Annotated in this window: 17 protein-coding genes; 6 read left to right on the top strand and 11 right to left on the bottom strand. The window is 71.5% G+C overall.

The window, feature by feature from the left end; genetic code table 11:
• Positions 1–239 precede the first annotated feature (239 nt).
• From DEJ49_RS30790 to DEJ49_RS30780, 3 genes are all read left to right on the top strand, one after another.
• Positions 240–2,063: a thiamine pyrophosphate-requiring protein gene (locus DEJ49_RS30790; protein ID WP_150187134.1), complete on the top strand. Its 1,824-nt coding sequence runs from the start codon at positions 240–242 to the stop codon at positions 2,061–2,063.
• Between the two features lie 106 nt (positions 2,064–2,169).
• Complete coding sequence (locus DEJ49_RS30785) at positions 2,170–2,607, top strand: CBS domain-containing protein (protein WP_150187133.1); 438 nt, start codon at positions 2,170–2,172, stop codon at positions 2,605–2,607.
• An 84-nt stretch (positions 2,608–2,691) separates the two neighbouring features.
• Entirely contained in the window at positions 2,692–3,252 is a 561-nt protein-coding gene (locus DEJ49_RS30780) for a type 1 glutamine amidotransferase domain-containing protein (protein WP_150187132.1), read from the top strand.
• A gap of 18 nt (positions 3,253–3,270) precedes the next feature.
• Here DEJ49_RS30780 and DEJ49_RS30775 read toward each other — a convergent pair whose 3' ends face one another.
• From DEJ49_RS30775 to DEJ49_RS30765, 3 genes are all read right to left on the bottom strand, one after another.
• Positions 3,271–4,278 (bottom strand): Ppx/GppA phosphatase family protein, encoded by a 1,008-nt coding sequence (locus tag DEJ49_RS30775; RefSeq protein WP_150187131.1) that lies wholly within the window; start codon positions 4,276–4,278, stop codon positions 3,271–3,273.
• A gap of 66 nt (positions 4,279–4,344) precedes the next feature.
• Positions 4,345–4,923, bottom strand: coding sequence for a TIGR03086 family metal-binding protein (locus tag DEJ49_RS30770; protein WP_150187130.1), 579 nt, complete (start codon positions 4,921–4,923; stop codon positions 4,345–4,347).
• Positions 4,920–5,153: a DUF6158 family protein gene (locus tag DEJ49_RS30765; RefSeq protein WP_150187129.1), complete on the bottom strand. Its 234-nt coding sequence runs from the start codon at positions 5,151–5,153 to the stop codon at positions 4,920–4,922. Before DEJ49_RS30765 ends, DEJ49_RS30770 begins: the two co-directional genes overlap by 4 nt.
• 193 nt (positions 5,154–5,346) lie before the next feature.
• On the opposite strand from DEJ49_RS30765, the gene DEJ49_RS30760 reads away from it, so the two are divergent.
• Positions 5,347–6,897, top strand: a complete 1,551-nt coding sequence (locus DEJ49_RS30760; RefSeq protein WP_150187128.1) for an alpha/beta hydrolase — start codon at positions 5,347–5,349, stop codon at positions 6,895–6,897.
• Positions 6,898–6,931: 34 nt separating this feature from the next.
• On the opposite strand, the gene DEJ49_RS30755 is transcribed toward DEJ49_RS30760, so the two are convergent.
• On the bottom strand, positions 6,932–8,560 hold the full coding sequence (locus DEJ49_RS30755) for an ABC-F family ATP-binding cassette domain-containing protein (RefSeq protein ID WP_150187127.1): 1,629 nt from the start codon (positions 8,558–8,560) through the stop codon (positions 6,932–6,934).
• Between the two features lie 91 nt (positions 8,561–8,651).
• On the opposite strand from DEJ49_RS30755, the gene DEJ49_RS30750 reads away from it, so the two are divergent.
• Positions 8,652–10,184: a bifunctional phosphatase PAP2/diacylglycerol kinase family protein gene (locus tag DEJ49_RS30750; protein WP_223833052.1), complete on the top strand. Its 1,533-nt coding sequence runs from the start codon at positions 8,652–8,654 to the stop codon at positions 10,182–10,184.
• A gap of 117 nt (positions 10,185–10,301) precedes the next feature.
• On the top strand, positions 10,302–11,111 hold the full coding sequence (locus tag DEJ49_RS30745) for a class I SAM-dependent methyltransferase (protein WP_150187125.1): 810 nt from the start codon (positions 10,302–10,304) through the stop codon (positions 11,109–11,111).
• Between the two features lie 28 nt (positions 11,112–11,139).
• Here the strand turns inward: DEJ49_RS30745 and DEJ49_RS30740 are convergent, their stop codons facing one another.
• The 7 genes from DEJ49_RS30740 to DEJ49_RS30710 are packed head-to-tail and all read right to left on the bottom strand — an operon-like array spanning position 11,140 to position 14,949.
• Complete coding sequence (locus DEJ49_RS30740) at positions 11,140–11,457, bottom strand: gas vesicle protein K (RefSeq protein ID WP_150187124.1); 318 nt, start codon at positions 11,455–11,457, stop codon at positions 11,140–11,142.
• Between the two features lie 3 nt (positions 11,458–11,460).
• Positions 11,461–11,649 (bottom strand): gas vesicle protein, encoded by a 189-nt coding sequence (locus DEJ49_RS30735; protein WP_098245919.1) that lies wholly within the window; start codon positions 11,647–11,649, stop codon positions 11,461–11,463.
• The gene (locus DEJ49_RS30730; RefSeq protein ID WP_223833051.1) at positions 11,646–12,482 is read right to left on the bottom strand and encodes a GvpL/GvpF family gas vesicle protein; all 837 of its coding nucleotides are present in this window, start codon (positions 12,480–12,482) and stop codon (positions 11,646–11,648) included. The genes DEJ49_RS30735 and DEJ49_RS30730 overlap by 4 nt, the downstream gene beginning before the upstream one ends.
• Complete coding sequence (locus DEJ49_RS30725) at positions 12,479–12,862, bottom strand: gas vesicle protein (protein WP_150187123.1); 384 nt, start codon at positions 12,860–12,862, stop codon at positions 12,479–12,481. The genes DEJ49_RS30730 and DEJ49_RS30725 overlap by 4 nt, the downstream gene beginning before the upstream one ends.
• Positions 12,859–14,013 carry an SRPBCC family protein gene (locus DEJ49_RS30720; protein ID WP_150187122.1) on the bottom strand — a complete coding sequence of 385 codons (1,155 nt, stop codon included), beginning with the start codon at positions 14,011–14,013 and terminating at the stop codon, positions 12,859–12,861. The genes DEJ49_RS30725 and DEJ49_RS30720 overlap by 4 nt, the downstream gene beginning before the upstream one ends.
• A complete protein-coding gene (locus tag DEJ49_RS30715) occupies positions 14,006–14,707 on the bottom strand; it encodes a DNA primase (RefSeq protein WP_150187121.1) in 702 nt (233 codons plus the stop codon). Before DEJ49_RS30715 ends, DEJ49_RS30720 begins: the two co-directional genes overlap by 8 nt.
• A 2-nt stretch (positions 14,708–14,709) precedes the next feature.
• On the bottom strand, positions 14,710–14,949 hold the full coding sequence (locus DEJ49_RS30710; protein ID WP_150174161.1) for a gas vesicle protein GvpG: 240 nt from the start codon (positions 14,947–14,949) through the stop codon (positions 14,710–14,712).
• Positions 14,950–14,952: the final 3 nt, after the last annotated feature.

The following is a 14,952-nucleotide window of genomic DNA, read 5'->3' as shown; positions in this document are numbered from 1 at the left end:
AACTCCCTCGTGGGTGCCTTGGGATGGACGGTCACCGTGGGAGTGTGCGCACGTCGGAGCGCAACGGGCACACCCGGGGGGCGGGCGTCAGGGACGCTCCCACGGACGTGCCTCCGGTCCGAAGCACTCCCTTCCGCCTGCCCCGCGCTTTGGGCAGCAAACACCGCGAGGTTTCCCGCCGGTGCGGCAGGACACCCGGACCAGACTGCCGTTTTCCGTTTTCGACCGGAGGGTTCCGCATGAGCGTCAAGGTCGCCGACCACATCCTGGAGAGGCTGCGCGCCTGGGGCGTGGAGCAGGTCTTCGGCTATCCGGGTGACGGCATCAACGGTCTGCTGGCCGCGTGGGGCAGGGCCGAGGACCGGCCGCGTTTCGTGCAGTCCCGGCACGAGGAGATGTCGGCGTTCCAGGCGGTCGGGTACGCCAAGTTCGGCAGGCGGCTCGGTGTGTGCGTGGCGACGTCGGGCCCGGGGGCGGTGCATCTGCTGAACGGCCTGTACGACGCGAAGCTGGACCACGTGCCGGTCCTCGCGATCGTCGGGCAGACCCACCGCAGCGCGATGGGCGGCTCGTACCAGCAGGAGGTGGACCTGCACACGCTGTTCAAGGACGTGGCGGGCGACTTCGTGGAGACGGTGACGGTCCCCGAGCAGCTGCCCAACGTCCTGGACCGGGCGATCCGCACCGCGTACGCGCGCCGCTGCCCGACCGCCGTGATCGTCCCCGGCGACGTGCAGGAGCTGGAGTACACCCCGCCGCCGCACGCCTTCAAGATGGTCCCCTCCAGTCTCGACCGCAGCAGCTGGACCGCGATGCCCTCGCCGACGGCCCTGGAGCGCGCCGCGGAGGTCCTGAACTCCGGCGACAAGGCGGCCATCCTGGTCGGCCAGGGCGCGGCGGGGGCGCGCGCGGAGGTCGAGGAGATCGCGGAGCTGCTCGGCGCGGGCGTGGCGAAGGCGCTGCTCGGCAAGGACGCGCTGAGCGACGAACTCCCGTACGTCACCGGTTCGATCGGCCTGCTCGGCACCCGCCCCAGCTACGAGCTGATGCGCGACTGCGACACGCTCCTGACGATCGGCTCCAGCTTCCCGTACTCGCAGTTCCTGCCGGAGTTCGGTTCGGCGCGCGGTGTGCAGATCGACATCGACCCGCACATGATCGGGATGCGCTATCCGTACGAGGTGAACCTCGTCGGCGACGCGCGGGCGACGCTGCGCGAGCTGATCCCGCTCATCGACAAGGACCGCCGCGAGGTGTGCCGCGAGTGGTACGACGAGGTCTGTGCGAACGTCGCGCGCTGGCGCGGGGTGATGGAGCGCAGGGCCGGGATCTCCGCCGATCCCATCAATCCGGAGTATGTGGCGCGGGCCCTGGACCCGTTGCTCCCCGACAACGCGATCGTGACGTCCGACTCGGGTTCGGTGGCGAACTGGTTCGCCCGGCACCTCACCTTCCGCGGGGACATGCGCGCCTCCCTGTCGGGCACGCTGGCGACGATGGGCTGCGGTGTGCCGTACGCGATCGGTGCGAAGTTCGCGCACCCCGACCGTCCCGCGATCGCTCTGGTGGGCGACGGCGCGATGCAGATGAACGGCATGGCGGAGCTGATCACCGCCGCCAAGTACCGGCACCGCTGGGACGACCCGCGGCTGGTCGTCGGCGTGTGGAACAACCAGGACCTGAACCAGGTGACGTGGGAGATGCGGGCGATGGAGGGCGCCCCGTCCTTCCTGCCGTCCCAGTCGCTGCCCGACGTTCGGTACGCGGAGTTCGCCCGTTCGATCGGTCTGACCGGCATCCGCGTGGAGCGTCCCGAGGAGGTGGAGCCGGCGTGGCGTGCCGCGCTCGACGCGAGCGGCCCGGTGGTGATCGACTTCCGCACCGACTTGGCGGTCCCGCCGATCCCGCCGCACGCGACGTGGGACCAGATGGAGGCCACCGCGTCGTCGATCCTCAAGGGCGACGCGGACCGGGCGTCGGTGGTCAAGCAGGGTCTGAAGGCGAAGGTGCAGGAGTTCCTGCCGGGAGCGGGCCACGAGGACCGCGGGGAGCGGTCGTCCTAGCGGTTCCGGAAGGGGCCCGCGGAGGCATGGCTTCATGGCTCAGGGGTACTGCGGCGGAGTCAGCACGCGGAACGTATGACGGACGCATGCAGGAAGGTCTCCAGCCATGGCTGATTACGTAAGGGACGTCATGACGCCGGGTGTCGTGGCCGTACGCCCCGACGCCTCTCTCGTCGAAGCGGCACAGTTGATGCGCGCCCAGGACATCGGCGACGTCCTGGTGGCGGCGGAAGGGCGGGTCCTCGGCGTGCTCACGGACCGGGACATCGCGTTGCGCGCCGTGGCGGACGGCGCGGATCCGCTGACGGTCAGCGCGCAGGCCGTCTGCACGCCGAACCCGGTGGTGGTGGCCCCCGACGACGCGGTGTCGGAGGCCATCGGGCTGATGCGCGACCACGCGGTGCGGCGGCTGCCCGTCGTCGAGGACGGCCATCCGGTGGGAATGGTGAGCCTCGGTGACCTCGCGGTGTCGCAGGATCCGACGTCGGCGCTCGCCGACATCAGCCGCGCGGCGCCCGACGGCGGCCCGGACGGATGGGTTTAAACCACACCCATACGGACAATCAGATCTTGTACAACCCTTGTACGACCTTGTACGAAATCAGCCAACAGGAAGGACGACTCCGCCATGCCGCAGCGCATCGCGTTCCTCGTAGCGCCCGAGGGCGTCGAGCAGATCGAACTCACGGACCCCATGCAGGCCGTCCGGGACGCGGGCGGCGAGGCCGTCCTGGTGTCCACGGACCCCGGTGAGATCCAGGGCTTCAACCACCTCGACAAGGCGGACACCTTCCCCGTCCAGGAGGTCGTGGCCGACGCACGGGCCGACGCGTTCGACGGGCTCGTGCTGCCCGGCGGCGTCGCCAACCCGGACTACCTGCGCACGGACGAGAAGGCCGTGGCGTTCGTCAAGGACTTCTTCGACCGCGGCCTCCCCGTCGCGGCCATCTGCCACGCCCCCTGGACGCTCGTCGAGGCGGACGTGCTGGGCGGCCGCACCCTGACCTCCTGGCCGAGCCTGAAGACCGACATCCGCAACGCGGGCGGCACCTGGGTCGACGAGCAGGTCAAGGTCTGCACCGGCGGCCCCAACACGCTCATCACCAGCCGCAAGCCGGACGACCTCAAGGCGTTCTGCGAGGCGTTCCTCGCGGAGTTCGCCAAGGGGGCGAAGCCGCAGTCCGGCTGACCCCTTCCGGGGCGCGCCTCAGGTCCCTGCGGGCACCGGCAGCAGCATCTGGGCGGTGCGGCTCGTGTCACCCGTGTGCACGTGCTCACCCGCCCACCAGTCCGCGTCACCGTCCTCGATGTAGCGGAGCAGGATGCCCTCGCGCAGGGCCCAGGGGCAGACGGTGACCTCCTCGATGCCGGTCAGCTTCATCGCCGTGTGGGCGACGACCGCGCCGGCCACGCACTGACCGGCGCGCGCCGCCGAGATGCCGGGCAGCTGGGCGCGCCGCTCGGCGGGCAGCGACGCCAGCTCCTTGAGCGCCCCGCCGAGTGCGACGCGGCTCAACTGCCGCTCCACGAACGGGCCGTAGCGGCCGGGAGCCGCGCCGCACAATCTGGCCAGCTGCTGGAACGTGCGGGACGTGGCGACGGCCGTGTGCGGCATCTCCCAGCGGATCCGGGCGGCCACGTCCCGCAGCTGGTGGCGCACCTGGCGGCGCACCGCCTTCAGGTCCTCGGGGCGGGGCGGGTCCTGGCCGCCGAAGAGGTCCCGCGTCAGCCGTCTCGCCCCGAGCGGCAGCGACGCCGCGTAGTCCGGCAGGCGGCTGCGCCCGAAGGCCACTTCGAGCGATCCGCCGCCGATGTCGAAGAGCACCAGCGGTCCCGCGCGCCACCCCATCCATCTGCGGGCGGCGAGGAACGTCAGCTCCGCCTCGGCCTCCCCCGACAGGGTGCGCAGCCGGATGCCCGTACCGGCCTCCACCGCTTCCAGGACCTCGGCCCGGTTCGGGGCGTCCCGCACGATCGAGGTGACGAAGGCGAAGGGTTCGTACACCCCCCAGCGCTGCGCCTCCTCCTGTACGTCGCGGACCGCGGCGACCAGTTCGCGGACCGGCTCCTCGCCGAGGCGTCCCTCGTCGTCCAGATGCTCTCCCAGCCTCAGCCGTCTCTTCACCGTGTGGACCGGCAACGGCACCTGTCCGTCGGCGTCCGCGACGACGAGCCGCACCGTGTTCGAACCCACATCCACCACTCCGACTCTCATGAACATCAGGTTCCCTCTGTTCGCGAGCCGAAAGACGGTGGAGCGATCTCGGACTTGGAACGATCTTCAGACCTCGCGGCCGAGGAGGTTCAGGAGTTTCGTCTGCTCGTCGGCGTCGGCGGGCGACTCGACGGCCGGGGCGAAGAGGCCGCTCTTCTCCAACTCCTCTGCGTAAGGCCTCACTTCGGAAAGCGCAAAGTCGACCAAGGCCTCGGGCAGTGTCTCGTCGGCGCCGATCGCGCGGGACAGATCCCAGGCGTGCACCACGAGGTCGGTGATCATCTGCCCGGCGTAGAACGGCGCCGATGCCTCGCCGAACGACAGGTGGACGGTGCGGTCCAGGGCGCCCTCCTCGCGGAACGCGGCGCGTGAGGCGGCGGACGCGGTGTCCCAGGAGGCGACCGGGTCGGGGCCGAGCATGTCGCCGTCGAAGGCGTCGCCGACGGACTCCGTGGTGGCTCCGTCGCGCAGCAGCGGCGGCACCCACAGCTGCTCGGACGCGAGGTGGTTGACCAGGTCGTGCACGGTCCAGTCCGTGCAGGGGGTGGGGTCGTCCCACTGGTCGGCGCCTACGGCGTGCACGCGGTCGGTGAACAGGTCGAGCGCCTCGCCGTGCCGCGCGAGGAGGGTCCGGTGGTCCGTCATGTGCTCGTGCTTCCCCTCTCCCGCGCGCCCGCGCGGGTCCGGCCCCCGGCCACCGACCTGCGCGGATGGCGGCGCAAGTACTCGCCTTCGAGTTCCGCCATGCGGTCGTTGTGGGCCCGCAGGGCATCGCTCGAACCGTGCAGCAGGGTGCTGTGGCGGGTGCGGTGGATCGTCTCCAGCTCCTTGATGAGCTGCTGGTCGTCCAGCCTGCCCGGATCGACTCCGTTCATGGATCGCTCCGATCGCTCTGCGTACTACCCAGGATGCACCGCACACGGGCCGCGCGCGCACCGCACGGGCGAACCGGCGCGTACAGGAACCCCGTAAATGTCCTGAAACAGCCGTGTCCGCCGGGGAGGCAGAGAGCTCTGTTTCCGCGTCCAACCGATCAACAGCACCTGTTACGACGGAAGGACCTCCCACGTGCCCCACTCCGTACCGAGACGCCGCCGCTTACCGCTCGTCGCCCTCGGCCTCACCGCCGTACTGGCCCCCGGTCTCGCCGCGCTGCCGGCCTCGGCCGCGCCCCGGCAGGACACCGGGAGCCGCCCGCTGAGCCGGTTCACCGACCAGAAGCCGGACTGGAAGCGGTGCGGATCCGACACGCCCGCCGCCTACCAGTGCGCCACCCTCAAGGTGCCGCTGGACTACCGCGACCCCGGCGGCACCGTCATCGACGTCGCGATATCCCGGATCGAGGCGACCGACCCCGCGAAGCGCCGCGGTGTCCTGCTCTCCAATCCGGGCGGTCCCGGCGGCCCCGGGCTCGACCTACCGCTGTACTTCACCGAGACGATGCCCAAGTCCGTCACCGAGCGGTACGACCTCATCGGGTTCGACCCCCGCGGCATCGGCCGGAGCACCCCCGTCGAGTGCGGGCTCACCGACGACGAGAAGCGCTTCCCGCGCTCCTACCGGCCGTTCGGCGAGAGCGTCGCCCGGGCGAAGACCGTCGCGGACAAGTGCCGCAAGCAGACGGGCCCGGCGCTCTCGCACATGACGACCCGCAACACCGCGCGGGACATGGACGTCCTGCGGGCCGTCCTCGGCGAGAAGAAGATCTCGTACTACGGCGTCTCGTACGGCACCGCGCTCGGCTCCGTGTACACGCAGCTGTTCCCCCGGCGCGCCGACCGGTTCGTCCTGGACAGCGCCGTCGACCCGAAGATGATGTGGCGCAAGATGTTCCAGGTGTGGGCGTCGGAGGCCGAGCCCGCGTTCGCGCGCTGGACGCGGTGGACCGCCGCGCACTCGGCGACGTACGACCTGGGGAAGACGCCGGCCGAAGTCTCCCGTACCTTCTGGGACCTGGTGAAGCGGGCCGACCGCGACCCGATCGACGTGGGCACGGCCAAGCTCACCGGCACCGACATCCGCGGCTTCCTGCGCCGCGAGTTCTTCACCCCCCGCAGCGCCGCCGAGCTCGTCGGCATGCTGAAGGACGCCGCCGCGGGCAAGCCGGTGCCCGACTTCCCGACGGAGCCGGAGGCCACGGACAACCTGGTGTCGGCGCTCTGGACCGTCGTGTGCGGTGACGCGCCCATGCCGCGCGACCCGAAGACCTACCACCGCGACTCGGTCCGTGACGCCGCCCGCCATCCGCTGTTCGGCGACTTCGCGTCCAACATCAACCCGTGCGCCTTCTGGGACCGTCCGGTGGAGCCCCCGACGAAGGTCGACAACCACGTCCGTTCGCTGATCGTGCAGAACGAGTGGGACTCGCAGACCCCCCTGTCGACGGCGCGCGGCATGCACCGCGCGCTCAAGGGCTCCCGGCTGGTGACCGTCGACGAGGGCGAGGGGCACGGCGTCGTGTACGGGATGTCCGCGGGCCCGGCCAACCGGTGCGCCGAGGACACCGCCACGGAGTACCTGGTCACCGGCAGGCTGCCGGCGAAGGACGTGACGTGCCGGGCCACGCCGGGCGTCAGGCCCACGCAGCCGGCCTCCCCGGCCTCCCCGGCCTTCGGCTGAGAGACCGGTTTCGAGCGGTGGGTGGGCGGCGGGGCTACCGCACGCGGTCGACCCGCCGCTCGTCCCACACCGGCTCCGGCGTCTCGCGGACGTGGCCGTCGCTGCCGAAGACCAGGTAGCGGTCGAAGGAGCGGGCGAACCAGCGGTCGTGGGTGACGGCGAGAACCGTGCCCTGGAAGGCCTCGAGGCCTTCCTGCAGCGCCTCGGCCGACTCCAGGTCCAGGTTGTCCGTGGGCTCGTCGAGGAGCAGCGCCGTGCAGCCCTGCAGTTCGAGCAGCAGGATCTGGAAGCGGGCCTGCTGGCCGCCGGAGAGCCGCTCGAACTTCTGCTCGGCCTGCTGCGTCAGTTCGTACCGCCGGAGCCGGGACATCGCGGCGCCGCGGTCCTGCGCGTGCTCGCGCCACAGGATGTCCAGGAGCGGGCGGCCCATCAGCTCGGGGTGGGAGTGGGTCTGCGCGAAGTGTCCCGGCACGACGCGCGCGCCGAGCTTCCAGAGCCCGGTGTGCGCCACCGGGTTCTCGGTGTCGCCCGCGAGCAGCCGCAGGAAGTGCGACTTGCCGGAGCCGTTAGAGCCGAGGACGGCGACCCGCTCGCCGTAGAAGACCTCCAGGTCGAAGGGTTTCATCAGGCCGGTCAGTTCGAGGTTCTCGCAGGTCACGGCCCGGACCCCGGTGCGTCCGCCGTGCAGGCGCATGGTGATGTCCTGCTCGCGCGGCGGCTCGGGCGGCGGTCCGGCCTCCTCGAACTTGCGAAGCCTGGTCTGGGCCGCGTGGTACCGCGACGCCATCTCATGGCTGACGTCGGCGGCCTGGCGCAGGGTGCGGACCAGCTTCTTCAGCTGCTCGTGCTTCTCGTCCCAGCGGCGGCGCAGCTCCTCGAAGCGCGCGAAGCGTTCCTTGCGGGCCTCGTGGAACGTCTCGAAGCCGCCGCCGTGCACCCAGGCGTCGGCGCCCTCGGGGCTCTGCTCGACGCTGACGATCTTCTCGGCGGCGCGGGCGAGCAGCTCGCGGTCGTGGGAGACGAACAGAACGGTCTTGCGGGTCTCCTTGAGCTGCTCCTCCAGCCAGCGCTTGCCGGGCACGTCGAGGTAGTTGTCCGGCTCGTCGAGGAGCAGCACCTCGTCGGTGCCGCGCAGCAGGGCCTCCAGGACGAGACGCTTCTGCTCGCCGCCGGAGAGGGTGCGGACCTCGCGGAACTGGGCCTTGTCGTAGGGGACGCCGAGCGCTGCCGTCGTGCAGATGTCCCACAGCGTCTCGGCCTCGTACCCCTGGACCTCCGCCCAGTCGGAGAGCGCCTGGGCGTACTTCATCTGGGCGGCCTCGTCGTCGACCGTCATGATCAGGTGCTCGGCGGCGTCGACGGCCTGCGCGGCCGCCCTGATCCGCGGCTGGGCGACGGAGACGAGCAGGTCGCGCACGGTGGTCTCGTCGCGCACGGACCCGACGAACTGCGGCATGACGCCGAGGCCGCCGCTGACGGTGACGCTGCCGCCGTGCGGCTGGAGCTCGCCGGAGATCAGCCGCAGGAGGGTGGTCTTGCCCGCGCCGTTCGCCCCGACCAGGGCGACGACCGCGCCCTCGCCGACCCGGAAGGAGACATCACCGAGCAGCGCCCGCCCGTCCGGCAAGTAGTACTCGAGGTGTGCGGCTTCCAGATGTCCCATGAGCGGGATTCTCCGTGCCCGAAGGGCGCCCGGGCAAACCGTTTCCCCGCGGGGGCGGCCTGAACGGCGGAGGCGGGGGTACGTGAGCGCCATGTGCGCTGACTCCCCGGACGTCTCCGGTCTCGACCTGTCCCGTCCCGCCGCCGGGCACCGCCCGGTCAAGGCCCGTCTGGTCTCCTTCGACAGCCGGCTCTTCGAAGCGGTCGCCAAGCGGCACTGGCCCGGCGCCGACCGGGTGCTTCCGGGGCTCAGCCAGAGCGCCAACCACGGCGTGCTGTGGTTCGCGACGGCCGCGGCGATCACCGCGACGCGGACCCCGCGGGCCCGGCGCGCCGCGGTGCGCGGCGTCGCCTCGCTGGCACTGGCCTCCGCGACGATCAACACGCTGGGCAAGCGCTCGGTGCGCCGCGCCCGGCCGGTGCTCGACGCGGTGCCGTTGATACGCCAGTTGAAGCGGCAGCCCATCACCACGTCCTTCCCTTCGGGTCACGCGGCGTCCGCCGCCGCGTTCGCCACGGGCGTGGCGCTGGAGTCGCGGGCCTGGGGCGCGGCCGTCGCGCCGCTCGCCACCGCCGTCGCGGTCTCCCGCATCTACACCGGGGCGCACTATCCGAGCGACGTCCTGGTGGGCGGCGCGCTGGGCGCGGGCGCGGCGTTCGCGGTGCGGGGTCTGGTGCCGACGCGGTCGCAGCTCGCGCCGCCGGGACGGCCCCGGGTGACGGCGCCCGCGCTGCCGGGCGGTGCCGGTCTGGTCCTGGTGACCAATACGGGTGCGGGCACTCCGCAGCGCGTGAAGGCGCTGAGCGACGCGCTGCCCGAGGCGGAGGTCGTCGTCGCCGACCCCGCCGACGTGGGCGCCGAGCTGGAGAAGGCGGCGGCCCGCGCGACGGTCCTCGGGGTGTGCGGCGGCGACGGCACGGTCAACGCCGCGGCGCGCGTCGCGCTCCACCACGGTCTGCCGCTCGCGGTGCTGCCCGGCGGCACCCTCAATCACTTCGCGTACGACCTCGGGGTGGAGGACGCCCACGACCTGGCGGGTGCGGTGGAGGCGGGCGAGGCGGTCGCCGTCGACGTGGGCCGTTTCACCGCGGAGGGGTCGAAGTCCGGGGAGCCCAAGGAGGGGTACTTCCTCAACACGTTCAGCCTGGGCGTGTACCCGGAGCTGGTGCGGCAGCGCGAGCACTGGTCGCCACGCATCGGCGGCTGGCCCGCTTCGGTGCTCGCGGCGCTGAAGATCCTGCGCTCCGACGAGCACCCGCTGACCGCTCAGTTCCGTGGCAAGGACCGCGCGCTGTGGCTGCTGTTCGCGGGCAACTGCACGTACCACCGGCCGGGTCTCACCCCGGGCCGCAGGCTCGACCTGGCGGACGGTCTGCTCGATGTGCGCATCGTGCACGGCGGGCGCAGGCCGGGCGCCCGGCTCCTGGCCGCCGCGCTGACCGGACCCGAGGTGCGCTCCCCCGCGCAGGCGGCCGCGCGGCTGCCCAGGCTGCGGGTGGACGGGCTCGGCGAGGGCACCGCCGTGGCGTTCGACGGTGAAGTGACGCACGTCGAGGGCTCGTTGCTCATCGACAAGCTGCCGGAGGCGCTGACCGTGTACCGCCCGCTGAGCAACCTCCGCTGAGAGTGCTCCGACACCACCGCTTGACCACATATTGATACGCAGGTCTCGCCATTCGGCATGGCGGCGTACGGTCTCCGTACTCGCAGTCTTCGTACTCGCACACGAAGGAGCTCCGCCATGCCGCAGGAGACCGCCGTCTACACGCACGGGCACCACGAGTCCGTGCTGCGCTCGCACACGTGGCGCACCGCCGCCAACTCGGCCGCCTATCTGGTCGGTTCGCTCGAGCCCGACATGACGGTCCTCGACATCGGCTGCGGCCCCGGCACCCTCACCGCCGATCTGGCCGCGCTCGTGCCGGACGGCCGGGTCACCGGCGTGGACCGCGCCCCCGGCATCCTGGACCGGGCCCGCGCCACCGCGGCCGAACGCGGGGTGGACAACGTCGAGTTCGCCGTCGCGGACGTGCACGACCTCGACTACCCCGACGACTCCTTCTGCGTCGTCCACGCCCATCAGGTCCTCCAACACGTCGGCGATCCGGTGCGGGCGCTGCGCGAGATGCGGCGGGTCTGCAGACCGGGCGGCATCGTCGCGGTGCGCGACGCGGACTACGAGGCGATGACCTGGCACCCCCGGATGCCCGTCATGGACGAGTGGCTGGACCTCTACCGCCAAGTGGCCCGCGCCAACGGCGGCGAGCCCGACGCGGGGCGCCGCCTCAAGTCCTGGGCCCTGGAGGCCGGCTTCGCGGACGTCACCGCGACCGCGGACACCTGGTGCTACAGCTCCGAGGACGAGCGCGCCTGGTGGAGCGGCCTGTGGGCGGACCGCACGGTCGACTCCTCCTACGCCGGGCGCGCGGTGGAGGGCGGCCACACGGACGCGGAACGGCTCGGCGCGATCGCCGCGGGGTGGCGGGAGTGGGGCGCGCGGGAGGACGCGTGGTTCGCGGTGCTGCACGGCGAGGTGCTCTGCCGGAAGTGACGCGCCCGCCCGCCGGTCCTCTCCCGGGTCACTCCCTGGGGAGCAGCGGGCCCAGCGGTCCGAGATCCAGGTTCAGGTCCTCGGGCCGCAGCCCGTACCGGCCCCGGAGCTCGGCCATCCGGTCCTCCAGGAGCATCAGCGTGAGGCCGATCCGCTCCTCCTGCTCCTCGGTCAGCTCACCGGTGTCGAAGCGGCGCACGGCCTGCCGCTCCATCAGCTGACGCAGCAGTTCGACGATGGTCAGGACCAGCTTCACCAGATCCCGCTCGACGGTGTCGGGGTCGAGGTCCATGCGCTTGCGGCGATCGGTGCTCGTGTTCGTGTTCGGCTCGGCTTCAGTGCTCATGGGTCACTCCAACTCCGGCCACGGCGAGGGCACTTGCTCGTTGACCGAGCTGATCAGGGCGTTCAGGTCGATGCGTACCAGGTCGACATCCGCGATCCGCAGGGTGATGTCACCCGCGATGACCACGCCTCCCGCGAGGAGCCGGTCGAGCAGGTCGACCAGGGCGACTTCCCTGCGTTCCACGACGGTCATGCGGTCGTGCCCTCCTCGTCGTCCGCGTCCCCCGTGAAGGAGTACGCCGCCCACGGCCCCGTCAGCTCCACCCGGAGCGGACCCGCCCCCGCGCCCTCGTCCTTGGTGCGGTCCACGAGCTCGACGAACTCCTCGGAGTGCGCACGGGACACCAGGTAGGCCGCGTTGAGCACGTTGCGGCCCGGCGTGCGGGACAGCTCCGAGTTCTGCGGGGCGTGCAGCCGGGAGTCGTCTGCGTGCCCCGACAGCCGCTCGTGCAGCTCGCGCGCGAAGCCCTCGGCGCGCTGCCAGTTCTCCTCCTGCGCCGTGCGCTGACTGCGTCGGCGGCGCAGGTAGTCGCGGCCGGAGCGGGGCGCGTCGGACGCCTCGGACGCGGTGTCCTTGGCCTCCTCGGCGTTCTCCATGTACACCTTCACGCCCCACTCCACGCGCCCGTCGATGCGTTCGAGGACGCGCCGGAACCGCTCCGAGCCGTCCTCCAGCATCGCGCGTACGCCGCTGTCGTCACGGAAGACGGTGGCGAGGCGCAGCGGCAGCGGGCAGGTGACGGTCGTGAGCGCGTCGATGACGCGTTGGTGGGCGCGGGCCGTCTCGGAGAGCCAGTCGAGGTCTTCGAGGTGCGCGCGCAGGGGCTGCTCCGCGAAGTCCCGCTCCGGCACCGGGCCGACCAGGGCGACCAGGTCCCCGTGGACGAGCTGACGGGGCGGCACGCCGCCGACCCCGGTGAGGTCGGCGGCGAGCGGCGCGGCGAGGGGGCGGCAGACCGCGTAGACGTACCGCAGGTCGTCGTGGTGCGGCCCGCCGCCGTGCTGGTCGGCGTTCGCGGCGTTCACGTGTCTCCTTCACTGGCCTTGGCCCTGGCCTTCGTCTCGGCCTTGGTCTCGGCCGGTTCGAGGGCGTCCCGCTCCTCGAGCTCCGCCAGGCGCTGTTTCAACTCGTTGTTCTCCCGGGCGAGTTCGGCGCGGCGCGCCCCGGAGGAGAGCGCCGGGTCGTCCTCCCACCAGTCGATGCCCATCTCCTTCGCCTTGTCGATCGAGGCGACGATCAGACGGAGCTTGATGGTGAGCAGTTCGATGTCGAGCAGGTTGATCTTGATGTCACCGGCGATGACGATGCCCTTGTCCAGGACGCGTTCGAGGATGTCGGCGAGGTTGGCCCCGCCACCGCCGCTGCCGTACGGGCCCGGGAGCCCGCCGCCGGGGGACGCCGTCATCGACGGTCCCGCCCGCCGCCGGACGCCCCGGCGTACTCACGCTGCTGCTCGTCGTCGGCCTCGGGTTCGTCCTCTTCGTACTCGGCCTCCGGCTCGTCCTCGGATTCGGGCTCCTCCTCGGCCTCCGGCTCCTCGTCGTCCTCGTACTCGGCCTCGGGCTCGTCCTCGAGCTCCTCCTCGGGGACGTCCTCCTCGTCCTCGTACTCGTCGGCCGGCTCGTCCTCGTGCTCGCCTTCCTCGTCCTCGTCCTCGTCGTACTCGGACTCCGGCTCGTCCCGGGCGTCGTCCTGCGGCTCGTCCTGAGCCTCGCGCTCCTCCTCTTCCTCGGCCACCGCGTCCTCGTGGCTGCGGACGACCTCGCCGTCACGGATCTCTCCGCGCCAGCCGTCGCTCGCCTCGCCGCGCATCGTGATGTGCCGGGCGAAGTGCTTGAGGTCCAGGCGGGCCCGGCGGCCCTGGGCGCGCCAGATGTTGCCGGTCTTCTCGAAGAGGCCCTTCGGGTAGTACTCGATGATGAGCAGCACCCGGGTGAGGTTCTCGGCGAGCGAGTGGAAGGTGACGACGCCCTTCGTCGTCCCCTTGCCGCCCTCGGAGGTCCAGGTGATGCGCTGGTCCGGCACCTGCTCGGTGGTGTGCGCCTTCCAGCTGCGGCTGGACCAGAAGACCTTGAGCTGCCAGTCGGAGTCCGTGTCGTTCGCCACGGTGGCGCCCTTGACGCCCTTGGCGAAGGTGGAGAACTCCTGGTACTGGGTCCACTGGTCGTAGGCCTCGCGCAGCGGCACGCCGACGTCGATGTACTCCAGGATGACCGTCGGCTTCTGGCCCGCGCCGCCCTTCTTGCGCTTGCCGCCGCCGATGCCCTTGAAGGCGTCGGTGACCTTGTCCTTCAGGTGGGTGCCGCCGAGTTCCAGCGCGCTGCGCACCGGGCCCTTGCCGTCGGCGATCTTCTTGCCGGCCTGCGCGGCGAGCTTGCCGAAGCCGGGGCTCTTGCCCTCCGCGATGTCGTTCAGCTTGACGGTGGCGTCACCGAGCCGGTGCCCGACGCCGACGAGCATGCGCTCGGCCTGCGCCATGAGGTAGGCCTGCGCCTCCTCCTTCAGGCGGTCGGCAGCGGGGCTGCGCGTGATGTTGCTCAGGGGTGATTCAGCCATGGTCACTGCCTCCCTTCGTCCTGCCGCCGCCCGAGCGGGCCGACGAGGTCGCCCTGCGGGCGGTCCCGCGGGACGCCGCGGCCGTCTTCTTCTGGGTGGTCTTGCGGGCCGTCTTCTGCGCGGTCTTCTTGGCCGGGGCCTTCTTCGCGGCCGTCTTCGAGGCGGTCTTGGCGCCCGCCTTCGGCGCGCTCCTCTTGGCCGGCGCCTTCTTGCGCCGCTGCCCGCCGGACCGGTCCTCGTCGTCGGACTCCGCGTCGGCGTCGGCGGCGTCGACATCTCGTTCCCTGTCGGGCTCTTCGTCGTCGTACGAGTCGTCGGCGTCGTCGTCCGCATCGCGGTCGTGCTTGTCGTCGCCGCCCTTGACCTCGTCCGGCACGACGCCGGATATCCGGTCCTGGACGCCGAGGGTGCGGTCGTGCAGCCGGTCGGCGAGGCCTTCCAGCTGCCGGTTGAGCAGGGATCCGGTGGCGGCCTTGCCCACGCCCCGCAGATCCTGGCGCAGCTGGTCGCCGATCTCCTTGAACTGCGGATTGTTCTCCAGCTGCTGGGTCACCATCTGGCCCAGCGCCTTGGGGCTCAGATTGAGCCGCTTGCCCGCCACCATGCTGCCGACGGCGAACGCGAACTTCGCCTTCTTCGTGCGTCCGAGGACGTATCCCGCGCCCACGGCCAGGCCTACTGCAAGTCGGTTCATTATCAGAAGTCCTGTCCTGTGCTCTGCTGCAGTCGGTCGAGGAGCTGGTCCTCGCACCGCTCGAACTCGGCTTCGTCGATCTCTCCCGCCTCCAGGAGCTCCTCGAGGCGGGAGAGTTCACGACGGATCGCCGAGGGGTCGTAGTACTGCCGCTCCGCCTCGTCGACCACCTGCCTGAGCACCCAGAGGGAGCCGCGGGCAGGGGCCAGAGGCAGCATGAGCAGTTCCCCTATGAGCCCCATGCC

It is taken from the genome of Streptomyces venezuelae, assembly GCF_008642335.1.
Lineage (GTDB): Bacteria > Actinomycetota > Actinomycetes > Streptomycetales > Streptomycetaceae > Streptomyces > Streptomyces venezuelae_F.
The sequence above is the reverse complement of the archived record's forward strand: the minus strand, read 5'-3'. Positions and strand labels throughout refer to the sequence as shown.